Genomic DNA, 16,996 nt, shown 5'->3' on the forward strand with positions numbered 1-16,996 from the left:
CCCTAAGCTGAGAGCTCGATGTCGCTGCTTCGACGCCGTAAGCTTCGCCGCCCCCGCTCGCTCTGGATCCCCTCCGATGGACAGTCCCCCGCGCCCGCGCCGCCGTTCGAGCGCGGCATGGCCCGCCGTGATTTTTTGCGCATGGGCGCCGCGGCGCTCACCATGGGCGCCGCCCCGCTCGGCCTGGGGAGCCTGAGCGGCGCGGGCCTCGCGGGATGCCTCCCCAAAGGCTCGGCGGCCGGCGGCATCGAGCCCGACGGTCCGCCCAAGGCCCCGCCCGAGCACTGGGTGCGCGACGCACGCACCGCGGGGTTCGAGGTGATGATCGACGCCAGACCCCACGAGCTCGGAGAGCAGCTCGATATCCTCGCCGATTCGGGGGTCAACGTGGTCGAGGCCGACTGCGATCTTTCGGCCTATTTGACCAACTCCGAGTTCGACGAGCAGCTGGCCGTGCTCGATCTGGTGGCCTACGGCTCCCACCTGCGCGGCATGCGGTGCGTCGCATATTATCCGACACTCGAGGTGCTGAGCGCGGAGGCGGCCACCGCCCCGCACGTGCTGAGCAAAGAGCACCCGGACTGGCTGCAAATCGGCATCGACGGAAAGCCCAATATGTTCGTCGGCGGCGGCGGGCGCGTGTTCTGGGTCGATCCGGGGGTCGAGAGCGCCTGGACGTGCCCTCTGACGGGCTATCTCGACTACTACCTCGATCGCATCCGGCGCCTCACCGCCACCCGGCTCGATGGCGTTTGGGGCGACGTGCCTCTTTTGTCGGACATCGAGGGCGTTTGGCCGTGCACCAACGAGGCTTGCCGCACCAAGTTCAAAAACGACACCGGCATGGTGCTACCGGGCCAAGTCAATTGGGACGATCCCGTCTTCCGCCGCTGGGTGCTCTGGCGCCACCAGCTCATTTTCGATTTCGAGCAGGCCATTCTGCGCGCCGTCAAATCGGTGAAGGCCAGCGCCGAGGCCATCATCGAGACGGTCACCATGGACTACAACGGGGGGACCATCCAGGGACTGGACGGAGCCTTCGCGCACGCCGGGGAGCTGGTCCGCGTCTGGGAGGTCGACGCGGTGAGCGATGGGAGCGCCATGCGCGGCGGCACCGCCGACGACTGGATTTGCATGGCCGTCATGATGCGGCACGGCAGCGGCTCGTCGTTCGGCCAACCGTCGTGGATCTTCACCTACGGCCGCGAGGAGGACGACGCGGAGCGGGTCATGGCGCTCGCCATCGCCACCCGCAACAACCCCTACGAGACGAAGATCCCGCTCATGTGCACCACTGTGGGAAATGCGTACCGCAAACGCATGTACCGGTGGATGGACGCGCAGAAGGACCTTTACAGCTTGCCCGGCGCCAACCGCGCGGCGGTGCTCTTCTCCCCCGCCAGCCGCGATTTCCTCGATCGCAACTCGGGCGTGGGGCTCTACGCCTCCTTCTACGAGGCCGACGATCTCTGGTGGTCGGCCGAAAAGCAGGACTCCGCGCTGAAGATGGAATACCTCGCGGACTACCGGGGCACGTGCAAGGCGCTCATCCACGCGCACGTCCCCTTCGACGCGCTGCCCATCGCCGCCGCGACCCCGGAAATGCTTGCATCCTACAAGCTTTTGGCGATCCCCAGCCCCGCGTCGCTCTCGGCAGCGACCATTCAAATGCTCGACGCATACGTCACCCAAGGCGGGACCGTCATCGTCACGGGCCAAGAGGGCGGCTACTACGACGAGCACGGCACCGCGCGAACCGACGCGTCCTTCCTTCGCGCGATCGGCATCACCAACGCCGACATGGCCAACACCAGCGGCTCGTTCATCGTGCGCGCCAAGGGACGCGGCACCGTCGCCTACACGGCCATCCGCGCGGGCCAGGCGTACCTTCAAACGACCGAGCCGGCCATGCTGGCCCAGTACATTCAAACCGCGGAGAAAGCCGGCGCGCGCGTGACGAGCACCGCGCCGAAGGAGGTGCTGATGGACCTCCGGCGCGCCCCGAACGGCGTCGTGCTGGTGTGCGCGAGCATGTACGGCCTCGGCACACGGGGCGGCGGCGCCGCGCAATATGCGCAGCAAGACACCACCTTCCGCGTCTCGATCCCCGAGGAGGGAAAGACCCCCGTTCGCGTGCAATTCTCGGAGCCCACGGCGGGCGCGAGCGATCGCGACCTCCCGTTTACGCGCGACAAGGGCCTGGTGTCGTTCGACCTGACGGTGCGCGCGCTCGCCCTGGTGCGCATCGAGCTCGCATGATCCCGAGGCGCCGCGCGAGCCCGCGCTAAGTCTTCTTGCGCTTGCGGGCGCGGGCCGAGAGCGCGGCCACCTTGCCCGACGCCAGCAATTTGCGGAGCGCCTGCTCCATTTCGCGCGCGAAGAGCAGGCGCACGCTCTCGATGCCGGTCACGCGGAACGCCTCGAAGAGCGCGTCGGGGTTGGTCACGTCGAGGTGCCCGTCCTTGGCGCGCGACACGAAGAAGTCGACCAGATCGCTCACCGCGCGCGTCAGGTGCTTGCGCAAAATCGCCGAAGCCCCGGCGGCCGTATCGAGGTCGATGCCGACCGCCTCGAGCTTCATCGCGGTGGCGAGGAGCGCGGGGCTGGCCAAGAGGTACACGTCGCCGCGCCGCTCGACCAAGCGCGCGCGGGCGAGATCGGCGATGAGCCCCGCGCGATGCGTGCCCGCGAGCTCGTACAGCTCCGACTCGGTGACCGTGCGCGGCTGATCGTGCCCCCAGGGCGCCTGCATCTGCCGCTCGATGCCGAGCCACTCGGCGAGATCGAGCTCGCCGCGCTCGATGGTCTTCACGAAGTCGCGGATGGCGTCGACGCGCAACCCGCGGTCCTGCAGCTGCGCGATCAGCTTGAGCCGATCGACGTGCGCCTTGCCGTAATAGGCCACCCGGCCCCGAATCTCGGGGGCCATCAGGGCGCCGCGCGATTGATAAAACCGAATCGTGCGGCTGGGCACCCGCGTCATGGCCGCGAGCTCGTCGATGGTGTAGGCGGGCGCTTCGGGCTTCGGCTCCTCGCTGGTCGTATCGTCGGTCTTCGGAACGGTGGGCATCGCTTCTGTGAGCATCATCTTACGACGCTCCGCACGGCGCCGCGCGCGCTCGGCAGGGAAAATCGAAAGATCTTGGCGGTGGTCGTGCCGAACTGGCGCGCGAGCGATCCCGAGTTGTACGGGAGCCCATAGCGGGCGCAGAGGGCGCGCACGCGCTGCGAGGCCTCCGCGTAGCGATGGCTCGGCATGTCGGGGAACAAGTGGTGCTCGATCTGGTGGCTCAGGTTCCCGCTCAGCACGTGAAACAGCTTGCCGCCCTCGATGTTGCACGAGCCGAGCAGCTGCCGCAAATACCACCGGGCGCGCGTCTCACCTCGAACCTGCTCCTCGGTGAAGACGTGAACCCCCTCCGGGAAGTGCCCGCAAAAGATGATCGCGTACGACCACACATTGCGCATCCAATTGGCCACCGCGTTGGCCCCGAGCACCCAGAAGAAGAACGGCCCCGCGAGCAGCGGCCAGAGCACGTAATCCTTCATGACCTGGCGCCACGCCTTCTTGGCGATCCCGAGGAGCACCCGCCGATCCTCGGGGAGCATCGCGCGCCGCAGGCGAATGCCGTGGATATCGAGATCGTGGAGCGCCACCCCCCACTCGAACAACATGGCGAGAACGAAGTTGTACACCGGCTGAAACAAATACGCCGGGTGCCAGGGCTGCTCGCCCGTGACGCGCAAGATCTCGTAGCCCACGTCCCGATCTTTGCCGAGCACATTGGTCCACGTATGGTGCACGACGTTGTGAGAGTGCTTCCACTGGTCGGAGGGGCAAACGTTGTCCCACTCCCAGGTGGTCGAATTGATTTGCGGATCGTGCATCCAATCCCACTGGCCGTGCATCACATTGTGGCCAATCTCCATGTTCTCCAGGATCTTGGCCAGCCCGAGGCCGATGGTGCCGAGGCCCAACACGGCAAAGAAGGCTCCCCACCCGGCGGCGGCGTGGCCCCATCGCGGAAGGAAGGCGATGCTGGCAAAGATGACGAGCCGCGCCACGAGCGCCATGCTCCGCTGGAGCTTGATGAGCCGCAAGATGTAGTGTCGGTCGCGCTCACCGAGGCTCGCTTTGATTTCGTTTTGAATGGTATCGAGCTCGCGGCCGAACTCTTCGATCTCGGCATCGTCGAGGGAAACGGGAAGGCGCACGGTGCGGCGTATCGTATTCATAGCTCGATCTCCACATTTCCAGCAGCGGCCGCGACGCACAGCTGCACGCGCGTACCAGGTTCATCGAGTTCGAGGCCGCTCCGCAGGTCGCGCACGGAGCCGGCAATCAAGGTAGCGTCGCACGTATGGCACACGCCCATGCGGCATCCGTGCGGCGCGGCGATGCCGGCGTCTTCGGCCACCCGCAGGAGCGCCTTCTTTCCATCGGCGCGGGCCTCGACACCGCTCTTGCAAAAGCGCACGGTCCCGCCGGCAGCGTCGGCCGGGAGCTCTGCGAGCTTTGCCGTGAATCGCTCGACGTGAAAGTGTGCCGCTCGGCCGGCGCGCGCGAAGTGGGCACCCAGCGCGTCGAGGAGGCTTTGCGGGCCGCAGGCCCATACGTCTCGCGTGTGCCAATCGGGGCACAGGTGCTCGAGCTGGTGTTCTGAGAAGTGCCGCGCGCGGCGGGTAGCGTCTCTCGTCGTTTCGGCAACGCCGCGCGTAGGTTCAGCGACGGCGCTCGTAGGTTCAGCGACGCTTCGCGCGGATTCAGCGACGGCGCTCGTCGTTCCAGTAACGTCTCTCGTAGGTTCAGCGACGGCGCTCGTCGTTCTGGGGGCATCGCGCGTGAAGATGGTATGAAGCCGATACTGGGGTTCGGCCTTGGCGAGCCGTTCGAGCTCGGCTCCGAAAATGACGTCGCGCGCATGCGGCGCATAATGGATATGGACCGCGTCGGGCATCGCGCGGCGCAGCGCAAACGTGCGGAGCATGCTCATGATGGGCGTAATGCCGCTCCCCGCGGTGATGAAGAGGGGCCGCACGGGCGTCGCATCGGGCAGCCGGAAATCGCCCTGCGGCTGCCCGATGGAAAGCAACGTCCCCGGCGCCGCCTCGCGCACGAGATAGCGCGACACGCGCGCGTCCTCGAAGGTCTTCACGGTGATGGTGAAGCAGCCATCCGCGCGATCGGGCGACGACGAAATCGAATACGTTCGCGTCATCCTTCTTCCACCGATCACCACGCCGACGCGCACATGCTGCCCGGCGCGATGAGCCCGAAAACCGCGCCCGGGCCGCAAGGTGAGCGTTCGCGCGTCGCTCGTCTCGTCCCACACCGATTCGACGCGCGCCTGCAGGTGGTGCGTCCCCCAAAGCGGATGCACCAGCTCCAAATAGTGTGATGGCCGCAGCGGCGTTGCCACGAGCCCAACCACATCCGCTACTCGCTGCAACAGTGTCATGTGAGACACCATGACTGTTACACCGAACAGTGTCAAGATCTGCGCATGGACAAAAAAAAGACCGGAAGGGAAATCCCTTCCGGTCTGGACCTACCTGCAATGAAGCGGACACCGCATGATGCGATGCCGCCAAAGTGTGCTTATTTGACGGCGGCGGCAGCCTTCGTCGCACCCGCGGCGACAGCGGCGCCCAGCGCCTTGAACGCGCCGGCAACGATCAAGAGGATCGCAACGAGGAGCAGGCCGTACTCGACCGTGGTCGCGCCTTTTTCATCCTTGACGAGCTTCATGATGTCGGTGGTCTTGTTCATAGGAATTCTCCTGGTTGTTGGCGTTGGTTAGGGGATGCGTCTTTTTGGGACGGGAGCTTTTGGGGGAACGTGCTTCCGGCAGTTACCGTGTCGCGCCGTTCGGAGAGACTCTATTACAGGCTTCGTGCCAGACGTTTTTGCGGGCTTCCCCCGCGGGCGCGAAGTGGATGCCCCGGGGTCGACGCGAAAATCGTCGGGAATTTGCGGGGCGCGAGCGGGCGTGGGCGTTGATTAGCGGATTGCGGCGTGGGATTGCGTGAACTTGTGGGGGTTCATTGGCGGGTAATCGGGGATCCAAATGGCGAATGCGGCGCGGGACGTGGCGCGTGGGGGACGCGCGCGGCGCGGCGATTCGGAGGCGCAGTGACTCGGGCGGGCGCAGCGATTCCGAGGGTCGCGAGGGCGGCAGGAATGGAAATGCAAAAAGGGCCGGAAGGAGAACCCTTCCGACCCTCGCGAGCTGCAAGCAGCCCTCACGAGCACCGCATGCGCGGCGCCCGCTCGCCCAAACTCACTTGACGGCGGCGGCAGCCTTCGTCGCGCCCGCGGCAACAGCCGCGCCCAGCGCCTTGAATGCACCGGCAACGATCAGGAGGATCGCGACGAGGAGCAGGCCGTACTCCACCGTGGTCGCGCCCTTTTCGTCCTTGACGAGCTTCATGATGTCGGTGGTCTTGTTCATAGGAATTCTCCTGGTTATTCGCGTGCGTTAGGGGTGGCGTCCGTTTCGGGACGCGAATCTTTGGGGAACGTGCCCTCCGGTCATTCACCGTCTTGCGCCGTTCGGAGAGACTCTATTACAGGCTTCGTGCCAGCCACTTTCGGCGCCTTTCCCGCAGGGGCGCCGAAGAGCAAATCGAGCCAACTAGCGGAAATTACAATCAAATCCGTGGCCCCGCAGATTTCGTCGCGAGCGGAATTGGCGCCATCGCGCTGAACCCTGATGCGTTCATTGACCGGAAATCCGTGTGCGATGCGCGACCGCACGGACCGAGCGAGCGATCGCGCGAGCGGCTTCGCGTGCTGCCGGGTGGGATTTCAGTGTGTCGTTGGGTGGAGATGGAAATGCACAAAGGGCCGGAAGGAGAACCCTTCCGACCCTCGCGAGCTGCGTACAGCCCTCACGAGCACCGCATGTGCGGCGCCCGCTCGCCCAAACTCACTTGACGGCGGCAGCAGCCTTCGTCGCGCCCGCGGCAACGGCCGCGCCCAGCGCCTTGAATGCACCGGCTACGATCAGGAGGATCGCGACGAGGAGCAGGCCGTACTCCACCGTGGTCGCGCCCTTTTCGTCCTTGACAAGCTTCATGATGTCGGTGGTCTTGTTCATAGGAATTCTCCTGGTTATTCGCGTGCGTTAGGGGGTGGCGTCCGTTTTGGGACGCGAATCTTTGGGAACGTGCCCTCCGGTCATTCACCGTCTTGCGCCGTTCGGAGAGACTCTATTACAGGCTTCGTGCCAGCCACTTTCGGCGCACTTCCGCGCTGAGGCACCGAAGACAAACCGAGTCAAGTAGTCGAAATTACAATCAAATCCGCCGACCCGCAGATTTCGTCGCGAGCGGAATTGGCGCCATCGCGCTGAACCCTGATGCGTTCATTGACCGGAATTTCGTGTTCGACGCGGCCGCGCGGACCGAGCGAGAGCTCGCAGGCGCTCGAGCGTGCCGTGGGCGGGGAATGGAAATGCAAAAAGGGCCGGAAGGAGAACCCTTCCGACCCTCGCGAGCTGCGTACAGCCCTCACGAGCGCCGCATGTGCGGCGCCCGCTCGCTCAAACTCACTTGACGGCAGCGGCAGCCTTCGTCGCGCCCGCGGCAACGGCCGCGCCCAGCGCCTTGAACGCACCGGCAACGATCAAAAGGATCGCAACGAGCAACAGGCCGTACTCCACTGTGGTCGCGCCTTTTTCGTCCTTGACGAGCTTCATGATGTCGGTGGTCTTGTTCATAGGAATTCTCCTGGTTGTTATCGTGCGTTAGGGGGGTGCGTCTTTTTGGGACGGGATTCTTGGGGGAACGTGCTCTCCGGCCATTCGCCAGCTCGCGCCGCTCGGAGAGACTCTATTACAGGCTTCGTGCCAGCCGTTTCGCCTCACGCTGCCGCCACATGGCGAAGCCCCATGGCGGTCGACCTATGGAAATTCCCGGCAAATCCGGTGCTGGTGCATGCCCGCACGAGCCCAAGCCGCATGGCTCGACTGGACCCGAATGGGTTCATTGGCGGGTCGTCGGAGATCCAAGGCAAGCGAACATCCGAGCAACGATCGCCAAACCATGGGATTCAAGCTTGTGACCGGGGAATGGAAATAAAAAAAGGGCCGGAAGAGAACACCCTTCCGACCCAATAAGACTTACCTACAACTTCATGGGCACCGCAACGAGCACCCGCTAAACGAAACTACTTGACGGCAGCAGCCGCCTTGGTCGCACCCGCAGCCACCGCCGCGCCGAGAGCCTTGAACGCACCCGCGACAATGAGGAGGATCGCGACGAGGAGCAGGCCGTACTCCACCGTGGTCGCGCCTTTTTCGTCCTTGACGAGCTTCATGATGTCGGTGGTCTTGTTCATAGGAATTCTCCCGAATACCAGGAATACCAGGATTGTCAGCGTGCGTTAGGGGGGCGTCCATTTGGACGCGAATCTTTGGGGAACGCGCTCTCCGGTTATTCACCGTCTCGCGCCGTTCGAGAAGACTCTATTACATGCTTCGTGCCAGCCATTCTTGGCACCCTCCGTCGCAGGGGCGGCAAAAACAAACTGCGCTAAGCGTACGAAATCATAGGATAACTTCCAAGCAGCTGCGTTCCATCCCGAGCGGAACTTACGCGGTCGCGCTGAACCTTGATGCGTTCATTGGCCGGAATTTCGTGTTCGATGCGCGGTCGGGTGGACCGAGCGGGAGCTCGAGCATGCCGTGAGTGAGGATGGAAATGCAAAAAGGGCCGGAAGGAAACCCTTCCGACCCTCGCGGGCTGCTCGCAGCCCTCACGAGCACCGCACGCGCGGCGCCCGCGCGGCGCCCGCTCGAGCAAACTCACTTGACGGCGGCAGCAGCCTTCGTCGCGCCCGCGGCGACGGCCGCGCCCAGCGCCTTGAACGCACCGGCTACGATCAGGAGGATCGCGACGAGCAGCAGGCCGTACTCCACCGTGGTCGCGCCTTTTTCGTCCTTGACGAGCTTCATGATGTCGGTGGTCTTGTTCATAAGAATTCTCCTGGTTGTTGGCGTTGGTTAGGGGGTGGCGTCCGTTCGGGACGCGAATCTTTGGGGAACGTGCTCTCCGGCATTCACCGTCTCGCGCCGTTCGGAGAGACTCTATTACAGGCTTCGTGCCAGCCGTTCCTGGCGTCTCCCGTCACGGGGACGGCGGGGCAGAATCACACTAACCATTTGTAATCATGAGACAATTTACGCACGCATACGTTCCGCCCGGAGCGAAACTCACGCCATCGCTCTGAACCCCGACGCGTTCATTGACCGGAAATCCGTGTGCGATGCGCAGCCGCGTGGACCGAGGGAGCGCTCGCGCCAGCGGCTTCGCAGGGTGCCATCGGGCGGAGAATGAAATGCAAAAAGGGCCGGAAGGAGAAACCTTCCGACCCTCGCGAGCTGCGTACAGCCCTCACGAGCACCGCACGCGCGGCGCCCGCTCGCTCAACCTCACTTGACGGCGGCAGCAGCCTTCGTCGCGCCCGCGGCAACGGCCGCGCCCAGCGCCTTGAACGCACCGGCTACGATCAGGAGGATCGCAACGAGCAACAGGCCGTATTCGACCGTGGTCGCGCCTTTTTCATCCTTGACGAGCTTCATGATGTCGGTGGTCTTGTTCATAGGAATTCTCCCGATTGTTGGCGTGCGTTAGGGGGTGGCGTCCTTCGGGGACGCGAATCTTTGGGGAACGTGCTCTCCGGCATTACCGTCTCGCGCCGTTCGAGAAGACTCTATTACAGGCTTCGTGCCAGCCCGTTCTTGGCGTCTCCCGTCACCGGGAGGGCAGAGCCAAATCGCGCTAAGCGATTGAAATTATAAGACAATTTACGCACGCACACGTTCCGCCCCGGAGCGAAACTCACGCCATCGCGCTGAACCCCGACGCGTTCATTGGCCGGAAATTCGTGTTCGACGCGCGGCCACGTGGACCGGGCGAGCGCTCGCGCGAGCGGCTTCGCAGGGTGCCGTTGGGCGGAGAATGAAATGCGCCCGCTCGACCAACCTCACTTGACGGCAGCGGCAGCCTTCGTCGCGCCCGCGGCGACGACCGCGCCCAGCGCCTTGAAGCACCGGCTACGATCAGGAGGATCGCGACGAGCAGCAGGCCGTACTCCACCGTGGTCGCGCCTTTTTCGTCCTTGACGAGCTTCATGATGTCGGTGGGCCATGCGCGGCAATGCCGCTCCGAGAATGGAAACGCAAAAGGGCCGGAAGGAAACCCTTCCGACCCTCGCGAGCTGCGTACAGCCCTCACGAGCACCGCACGCGCGGCGCCCGCTCGCTCAACCTCACTTGACGGCGGCAGCAGCCTTCGTCGCGCCCGCGGCAACGGCCGCGCCCAGCGCCTTGAACGCACCGGCTACGATCAGGAGGATCGCGACGAGCAGCAGGCCGTACTCCACCGTGGTCGCGCCTTTTTCGTCCTTGACGAGCTTCATGATGTCGGTGGTCTTGTTCATAGGAATTCTCCCGAATACCAGGATTGTTAGCGTCGTTAGGGTGGCGTCCTTCGGGGACGCGAATCTTTAGGGAACGTGCTCTCCGGCATTCACCGTCTCGCGCCGTTCGAAACGACTCTATTACAGGCTTCGTGCCAGCCGTTCTTGGCGTCTCCCGTCACCGGGATGGCAGAGCCAAATCGCGCCAAACCACTGTAATCATTAGACAATTGACGCACGCACAAGTTCCGCCCCGAGTGAACTCGCGTCATCGCGCTGAACCCCGACGCGTTCATTGACCGAAAATTCGTGTTTGACGCGCGACCGCGTGGACCGAGCGAGCGCTCGCGCGAGCGGGCTTCGCGTGGTGTCGGCTGGGAATTCCAGGGTGCCGTTGGGCGGAGAATGGAATGCAAAAAGGGCCGGAAGGAAACCCTTCCGACCCTCGCGAGCTGCGTACAGCCCTCACGAGCACCGCACGCGCGGCGCCCGCTCGACCAAACTCACTTGACGGCGGCAGCAGCCTTCGTCGCGCCCGCGGCAACGGCCGCGCCCAGCGCCTTGAACGCACCGGCGACGATCAGGAGGATCGCGACGAGCAACAGGCCGTACTCCACCGTGGTCGCGCCTTTTTCGTCCTTGACGAGCTTCATGATGTCGGTGGTCTTGTTCATAGGAATTCTCCTGATTATTAGCGTGCGTTAGGGGGTGGCGTCCGTTTTGGGACGCGAATCTTTGGGGGACGTGCTCTCCGGCTATCCACCGTCTCGCGCCGTTCGAGAAGACTCTATTACAGGCTTCGTGCCAGCCGTTCTTGGCGTCTCCTGTCACACCGGGAGCAGAGTCAAATCGCGCTAAATCATTGTAATCATTTGACAATTAACCCACCAACAAGTTCCGCCCGGAGTGAAACTCACGCCATCGCGCTGAACCCCGACGCGTTCATTGACCGGAAATCCGTGTGCGATGCGCGGCCGCATGGACCGAGCGAGCGCTCGCGCCAGCGGCTTCGCGTGTTCGGCTGGGAATTCCAAGGTGCCGTTGGGCGGAGAATGGAATGCAAAAAGGGCCGGAAGGAAAACCCTTCCGACCCTCGCGAGCTGCATGCAACCCTCACGAGCACCGCATGTGCGGCGCCCGCTCGCCCAAACTCACTTGACGGCGGCAGCGGCCTTGGTCGCGCCCGCGGCAACGGCCGCGCCCAGCGCCTTGAACGCACCGGCTACGATCAGGAGGATCGCGACGAGCAGCAGGCCGTACTCCACCGTGGTCGCGCCCTTGTCATCCTTGACGAGCTTCATGATGTCGGTGGTCTTGTTCATAGGAATTCTCCTGATTGTTAGCGTGCGTTAGGGGGTGGCGTCCGTCTTGGGACGCGAATCTTTGGGGAACGTGCTCTCCGGCTATCCACCGTCTCGCGCCGTTCGAGAAGACTCTATTACAGGCTTCGTGCCAGCCGTTCTTGGCGTCTCCTGTCGCCGGGACGGCAGGGTCAATTCACGCTAAATGCTTGTAATTACGAGACAATTTACGCACGCCACACGTTCCGCCCTGAGCGGAACTCACGCCATCGCGCTGAACCCCGACGCGTTCATTGACCGGAAATCGGTGTTCGATGCGCGACCGCGTGGACCGAGCGAGTGAGCGCTCGCGCGAGCGGCGGCGCGTGCTGTCGGCCGGGGATTCCAGAGTGTCGTTGGGCGGAGAATGGAATGCAAAAAGGGCCGGAAGGAAACCCTTCCGACCCTCGCGAGCTGCAAGCAGCCCTCACGAACACCGCATGTGCGGCGCCCGCTCGCCCAAACTCACTTGACGGCGGCAGCGGCCTTGGTCGCGCCCGCGGCGACAGCGGCGCCCAGCGCCTTGAACGCACCGGCAACGATCAAAAGGATCGCAACGAGCAACAGACCGTATTCGACCGTGGTCGCGCCTTTTTCATCCTTGACGAGCTTCATGATGTCGGTGGTCTTGTTCATAGGAATTCTCCTGGTTGTTAGCGTGCGTTAGGGGGTGGCGTCCGTTTTGGGACGCGAATCTTTGGGGAACGTGCTCTCCGGCATTCACCGTCTCGCGCCGTTCGTAAACCCACTAATACACGCTCCGTGCCAGCCTCCCCCGGCAGCCGCCAGCCCTGGATGCACGGACAACCATGGCGCGAATCTCTTGAAATCATTGGCAAATCAGCACCGAGCCCGTTTCAGTCGAGGCGGAACGCACCTGCTCCGACTGGACTCGATCCGGTTCATTGGCGGGTAACCCACGATCCAAGTCGAGAGGCATCGCTCGATGCGCTGCGGGCAGGCCCGAAATGAAAAAGGGCCGGAAGAGAGAACCCTTCCGACCCATAGACCTACCTGCAACTTCGCGATCACCGCATGCGCGGAGCCCGCTCGTCCAACCTCACTTGACGGCGGCAGCAGCCTTCGTCGCGCCCGCGGCGACGGCCGCGCCCAGCGCCTTGAACGCACCGGCCACGATCAAAAGGATCGCAACGAGCAACAGGCCGTACTCCACCGTGGTCGCGCCTTTTTCGTCCTTGACGAGCTTCATGATGTCGGTGGTCTTGTTCATAGGAATTCTCCTGGTTGTTATCGTGCGTTAGGGGGGTGGCGTCCTTCGGGGACGCGAATCTTTGGGGAACGTGCTCTCCGGCATTCACCGTCTCGCGCCGTTCGTAAACCCACTAGTACACGCTCCGTGCCAGCCCCCCGACGCGCCCCTCCGACCCTCGCTACAAGCTGCAACCCCCGAACACCGAAAATCCCGCTCAAACCTCCCACGACCACGTTCCATTTCGAGCGAAATTCACACGCCGTCGCTGAACCCCCTCGCGTTCATGGGGGGTATTTGACGATCCAAACCCCAAAAACGGCCCCGAAACCAACGCGCGACCCCCGGCCCCGCCCCAACGAAGTCGGAACCCGAAATGCAAAAAGGGCCGGAAGGAACCCTTCCGACCCTCGCGAGCTGCGTGCAGCCCCTCACGAGCACCGCATGTACGGCGCCCGCTCGCCCAAACTCATTTGACGGCGGCAGCAGCCTTCGTCGCGCCCGCGGCGACGGCCGCGCCCAGCGCCTTGAACGCACCGGCTACGATCAAAAGGATCGCAACGAGCAACAGGCCGTACTCCACCGTGGTCGCGCCTTTTTCGTCCTTGACGAGCTTCATGATGTCGGTGGTCTTGTTCATAGGAATTCTCCTGGTTGTTATCGTGCGTTAGGGGGGTGGCGTCCTTCGGGGACGCGAATCTTTGGGGAACGTGCTCTCCGGCATTCACCGTCTCGCGCCGTTCGTAAACCCACTAGTACACGCTCCGTGCCAGCCTCCCAGCAGCTCCCCCACCCGGCCAAAACCCCGAAAAATCCGCCAGAATCGCGACTTCCCACAAACGCCCCCCCTCATCAACCGGACCCACGCGCGTTCATTGGGGGGTAATCGATGATCCAAACCGCCAATCCCGGCCCAACTTTCCCCAAAGAAACGCCTGCCCGCCGCTCAACCCAGCCCAAGCGTTCCGCCCCCCACCGGAACATCCCGTGAACCACGGCTCGACCTCTGTTACGAATCCTTCTCGAGGAAGCACCATCATGCGAACGGCACAAGCGAACAGGTTCGGGCGTTTCGGGGCGGCCGTGCTCTCCATGACCCTGGCCGCCTGCGCGCAAACGCCCCCGGCGCCATCGGTCGCCGCCGAGCCCTCACCGCAACCGGCGAAGCTCACGGCAGCGCGCACCGAAACACCATCGCCTCGAGCGAGCGCTGAGGAGTCCCTCCAGGGCGACAAGCCCCCCGAGTGGCAACCCACGCGATGGCTCAACTCGCCCCCTCTCCGCCTGGCGGAGCTTCGGGGCAAGGTCGTCCTCGTTCGATGGTGGACGGCCGGCTGCCCTTTTTGCTCGGCCAGCGCGCCGGCGCTCCGCAGGTTTCACGCGGAGTACGGGCCCAAAGGCCTCGTCGTGGTGGGGATGTACCATCACAAGGACGAAGGTGCCTTCGAGCCGCGCGTTTATGAAGATACGGCAAAGCGTTATGGGTTTACGTTCCCCCTCGCCTTCGATCCCGAGTGGCGCACGCTCAAGAGCTGGCTCCACGGCGTCGACACCGGTTGGACCAGCGTAACGTTCGTGCTCGACAAAGAGGGAACCGTGCGCCACGTCCACCCCGGCGGACAATACGTCGAGGGCGACCCAGCCCACGCCAAGCTCCGAACCGTCGTCGAGCAGCTCCTCGCCGAGAACGACCGCCGATGACCGAGCACGCGCCTCGATGCACCGAGCACCGAGAACCCTGGGCGACGAAATGAAAAAGGGCCGGAAGGGAGACCCTTCCGACCCATAAGCTACTTCCAACTTCGCAAGGCCCGCGAGTGCGGTACCCGCGGAGCGTACTTACTTGACGGCGGCAGCAGCCTTCGTCGCGCCCGCGGCAACGGCCGCGCCCAGCGCCTTGAACGCACCGGCTACGATCAGGAGGATCGCAACGAGCAACAGGCCGTATTCGACCGTGGTCGCGCCCTTTTCATCCTTGACGAGCTTCATGATGTCGGTGGTCTTGTTCATAGGAATTCTCCTGGTTGTTCGCGTGCGTTAGGGGGTGGCGTCCGTTTTGGGACGCGAATCTTTGGGGAACGTGCTCTCCGGCTTTCACCGTCTCGCGCCGTTCGAAATGACTCTATTACAGGCTTCGTGCCAGCCCGTTTTCGTGCGCTTCGCCAACCCCCGCACCGCCTCCACCGCAACATAAACGCACGAAATCAAAAGCAAATTTCCGAACCTGCCATTTCCGCCCGGGACGGAACCCAGCCCCAAAAAGCTGGACGAAGCCGCGTTCATTGACCGAAAATCCGCGTGCTACTTGGATATCGCAGGACCGAGCGCCATCCAGCCCGATCCCGCATCACAAATAGATGCGCCCGATGAACGGAGTGCCCCGGCTCATTCCCGCGACGACGGCCCGCGCCTTCGTGTCCGGCACCGAGTCGTAGATCTCGAAGATCCCGATCTGCAGCAACCCGGCGTCGCCGCGAACGCCTTCGGCGAAGGTCGGATCGACGCCGCCATCGCCCCCGAGCTCGACCGCCCACCCTACCCCATTGCCGAGCGAGAGCACATTGATGCCGGCCAGAAACAGCCGCGACGTTACCGCGCTTTGGAGCGTGTTGCAGGTTGGCGCGCCCGATCCCTTGGGCGAAAACCCGGTGGCGGTTCCCGTGGCCGTGAAGGTCGTATCGAGCGACCCCGTCGGCCCGAATCGGGCGGCTCCGAACTCCGTGCCGTCGTTGCGGCCGTAATTCCAGCATCCGATGAAGCCGTTCGAGGCCGGCGCGGTCACCAGCGTGAGCTGCTCGACATGGGCGTCGGGCACGAGCGCGCTGTAGTCGAGGCGGCCGCCGTTGCCGAAGGAGGGCCGTGGATCGCCGTTGGAATCGTAGGCGATGAGCACGCGGGCCTCGGTCAGAACGATGGTGCCGTCGGCCAGCCGGCTCACCGAGTCGTGCAGGTTCTCGGTCGGATGGGTCTTGAAGCCGCCGGTGCCGAACGCCGTGTCGGGCGAGCCATCCGCGTTCACCAGCGCAAAGCCGGCGAAGGATTTGCCCGACGCGATGACGTGGCCCACGATCAGCAGCTTGCCATCCTCGCGCTCGAACACGCGCAGCGGAAGGAAGTCGGACGAAGGTAGCTCGATGGGGGCCGTGTAGCCGCCTTGGGCAAAGCTCGAATCGATTTGCCCATTGGGCAGAATACGCGCGAGGACGTATCCGGTCTTCGTGCTCGGCGCGGCCATGCTCGAAAGTCCGAGCGTGCGCCCGGCGCGATCGACGGTAATGTCCAATGTCTCGCGGAACTTCGTCGTGTCCAACGTGGACACGCCGGAGGAGCCCCACGTTTTGTCGGTCGCGCCGTCGGCCGAGAAGTGGAAGAGCCGCGGTGAATCGCGGTCGATCACCAGAACGAGGCTCCCATCCGGAGCACGCCGCAGCGCGCGAACGTAGGGATATCCGTTGCCGGGCGCGCCCACCCGCTTGAAGCCGGCGCCTTCGGTGAAGGTGCGATCGAGCTCCCCGCGCGGACCGCTCGAATCCGCGGGCGGCGGCGCGGTGCCGATGCAGTTGCCCTCGCATGGCTTTTCGGAGTCACCTCCGCAATTGGAGAGGGCGATCGCAGCCCCCAAGCTCGATCCGACCACCACGCTGCCGATCCATTTTCCAACCACCATGTCCGGCTTGGACGCGCTCGCCTCGCGTTTGATTCACTCCGAACAGGCCACCGCATGGCGCACAAAACGAGAAGGGCCGGAAGGAAACCCTTCCGACCCTCGCGAGCTGCATGCAGCCCTCACGAGCACCGCATGTGCGGCGCCCGCGCCCTCGAGCTCACTTGACGGCGGCAGCGGCCTTCGTCGCGCCCGCGGCGACGGCGGCGCCCAGCGCCTTGAATGCACCGGCTACGATCAGGAGGATCGCGACGAGCAACAGGCCGTATTCGACCGTGGTCGCGCCCTTTTCATCCTTGACGAGCTTCATGATGTCGGTGGTCTTGTTCATAGGAATTCTCCTGGTTGTTGGCGTTGGT

At 64.0% G+C, this 16,996-nt stretch carries 21 protein-coding genes; 2 read left to right on the forward strand and 19 right to left on the reverse strand.

The annotated features are described in order from the left end of the window. Positions 1-18 precede the first annotated feature (18 nt). Positions 19-2,259, forward strand: a complete 2,241-nt coding sequence (locus LZC94_36760) for a beta-galactosidase trimerization domain-containing protein (GenBank protein ID WXB13382.1) — start codon at positions 19-21, stop codon at positions 2,257-2,259. 25 nt (positions 2,260-2,284) lie between these two features. Here the strand turns inward: LZC94_36760 and LZC94_36765 are convergent, their stop codons facing one another. The 16 genes from LZC94_36765 to LZC94_36840 all read right to left on the reverse strand — a co-directional run bounded on the left by LZC94_36765 (position 2,285) and on the right by LZC94_36840 (position 13,613). After that, positions 2,285-3,088 (reverse strand): MerR family transcriptional regulator, encoded by an 804-nt coding sequence (locus LZC94_36765; protein WXB13383.1) that lies wholly within the window; start codon positions 3,086-3,088, stop codon positions 2,285-2,287. Beyond that, a complete protein-coding gene (locus LZC94_36770) occupies positions 3,085-4,236 on the reverse strand; it encodes an acyl-CoA desaturase (GenBank protein WXB13384.1) in 1,152 nt (383 codons plus the stop codon). The genes LZC94_36765 and LZC94_36770 overlap by 4 nt, the downstream gene beginning before the upstream one ends. Next, positions 4,233-5,420 (reverse strand): ferredoxin reductase, encoded by a 1,188-nt coding sequence (locus LZC94_36775; GenBank protein WXB13385.1) that lies wholly within the window; start codon positions 5,418-5,420, stop codon positions 4,233-4,235. The genes LZC94_36770 and LZC94_36775 overlap by 4 nt, the downstream gene beginning before the upstream one ends. Before the next feature lie 179 nt (positions 5,421-5,599). After that, positions 5,600-5,770: a hypothetical protein gene (locus LZC94_36780; protein ID WXB13386.1), complete on the reverse strand. Its 171-nt coding sequence runs from the start codon at positions 5,768-5,770 to the stop codon at positions 5,600-5,602. 511 nt (positions 5,771-6,281) lie between these two features. After that, the gene (locus LZC94_36785; protein ID WXB13387.1) at positions 6,282-6,452 is read right to left on the reverse strand and encodes a hypothetical protein; all 171 of its coding nucleotides are present in this window, start codon (positions 6,450-6,452) and stop codon (positions 6,282-6,284) included. A 477-nt stretch (positions 6,453-6,929) separates the two neighbouring features. Continuing rightward, a complete protein-coding gene (locus LZC94_36790) occupies positions 6,930-7,100 on the reverse strand; it encodes a hypothetical protein (protein ID WXB13388.1) in 171 nt (56 codons plus the stop codon). Positions 7,101-7,550: 450 nt separating this feature from the next. Then, on the reverse strand, positions 7,551-7,721 hold the full coding sequence (locus tag LZC94_36795; protein ID WXB13389.1) for a hypothetical protein: 171 nt from the start codon (positions 7,719-7,721) through the stop codon (positions 7,551-7,553). A gap of 449 nt (positions 7,722-8,170) precedes the next feature. Beyond that, positions 8,171-8,341: a hypothetical protein gene (locus LZC94_36800; protein WXB13390.1), complete on the reverse strand. Its 171-nt coding sequence runs from the start codon at positions 8,339-8,341 to the stop codon at positions 8,171-8,173. Positions 8,342-8,807: 466 nt separating this feature from the next. Continuing rightward, entirely contained in the window at positions 8,808-8,978 is a 171-nt protein-coding gene (locus LZC94_36805; protein ID WXB13391.1) for a hypothetical protein, read from the reverse strand. A gap of 456 nt (positions 8,979-9,434) precedes the next feature. Next, a complete protein-coding gene (locus LZC94_36810) occupies positions 9,435-9,605 on the reverse strand; it encodes a hypothetical protein (GenBank protein ID WXB13392.1) in 171 nt (56 codons plus the stop codon). Positions 9,606-10,273: 668 nt separating this feature from the next. Next, positions 10,274-10,444, reverse strand: coding sequence for a hypothetical protein (locus LZC94_36815; GenBank protein WXB13393.1), 171 nt, complete (start codon positions 10,442-10,444; stop codon positions 10,274-10,276). A 482-nt stretch (positions 10,445-10,926) separates the two neighbouring features. Further along, positions 10,927-11,097: a hypothetical protein gene (locus LZC94_36820; protein ID WXB13394.1), complete on the reverse strand. Its 171-nt coding sequence runs from the start codon at positions 11,095-11,097 to the stop codon at positions 10,927-10,929. A 477-nt stretch (positions 11,098-11,574) separates the two neighbouring features. Continuing rightward, positions 11,575-11,745, reverse strand: a complete 171-nt coding sequence (locus LZC94_36825) for a hypothetical protein (GenBank protein ID WXB13395.1) — start codon at positions 11,743-11,745, stop codon at positions 11,575-11,577. A 483-nt stretch (positions 11,746-12,228) separates the two neighbouring features. After that, complete coding sequence (locus LZC94_36830) at positions 12,229-12,399, reverse strand: hypothetical protein (protein WXB13396.1); 171 nt, start codon at positions 12,397-12,399, stop codon at positions 12,229-12,231. A 424-nt stretch (positions 12,400-12,823) separates the two neighbouring features. Further along, on the reverse strand, positions 12,824-12,994 hold the full coding sequence (locus tag LZC94_36835; protein ID WXB13397.1) for a hypothetical protein: 171 nt from the start codon (positions 12,992-12,994) through the stop codon (positions 12,824-12,826). Between the two features lie 448 nt (positions 12,995-13,442). Beyond that, positions 13,443-13,613, reverse strand: coding sequence for a hypothetical protein (locus tag LZC94_36840; GenBank protein ID WXB13398.1), 171 nt, complete (start codon positions 13,611-13,613; stop codon positions 13,443-13,445). Between the two features lie 398 nt (positions 13,614-14,011). Here LZC94_36840 and LZC94_36845 point away from each other — a divergent pair, with 398 nt between their 5' ends. Then, the gene (locus LZC94_36845; GenBank protein ID WXB13399.1) at positions 14,012-14,674 is read left to right on the forward strand and encodes a redoxin family protein; all 663 of its coding nucleotides are present in this window, start codon (positions 14,012-14,014) and stop codon (positions 14,672-14,674) included. A gap of 138 nt (positions 14,675-14,812) precedes the next feature. Here the strand turns inward: LZC94_36845 and LZC94_36850 are convergent, their stop codons facing one another. From LZC94_36850 to LZC94_36860, 3 genes are all read right to left on the reverse strand, one after another. Further along, complete coding sequence (locus LZC94_36850) at positions 14,813-14,983, reverse strand: hypothetical protein (GenBank protein WXB13400.1); 171 nt, start codon at positions 14,981-14,983, stop codon at positions 14,813-14,815. A 337-nt stretch (positions 14,984-15,320) separates the two neighbouring features. After that, entirely contained in the window at positions 15,321-16,640 is a 1,320-nt protein-coding gene (locus tag LZC94_36855; GenBank protein WXB13401.1) for a hypothetical protein, read from the reverse strand. 157 nt (positions 16,641-16,797) lie between these two features. Continuing rightward, a complete protein-coding gene (locus LZC94_36860) occupies positions 16,798-16,968 on the reverse strand; it encodes a hypothetical protein (protein WXB13402.1) in 171 nt (56 codons plus the stop codon). Between the last annotated feature and the right edge of the window lie 28 nt (positions 16,969-16,996).

Source organism: Sorangiineae bacterium MSr11954 (genome assembly GCA_037157815.1).
In the GTDB taxonomy this organism is placed as follows: Bacteria; Myxococcota_A; Polyangia; order Polyangiales; family Polyangiaceae; genus Pendulispora; species Pendulispora albinea.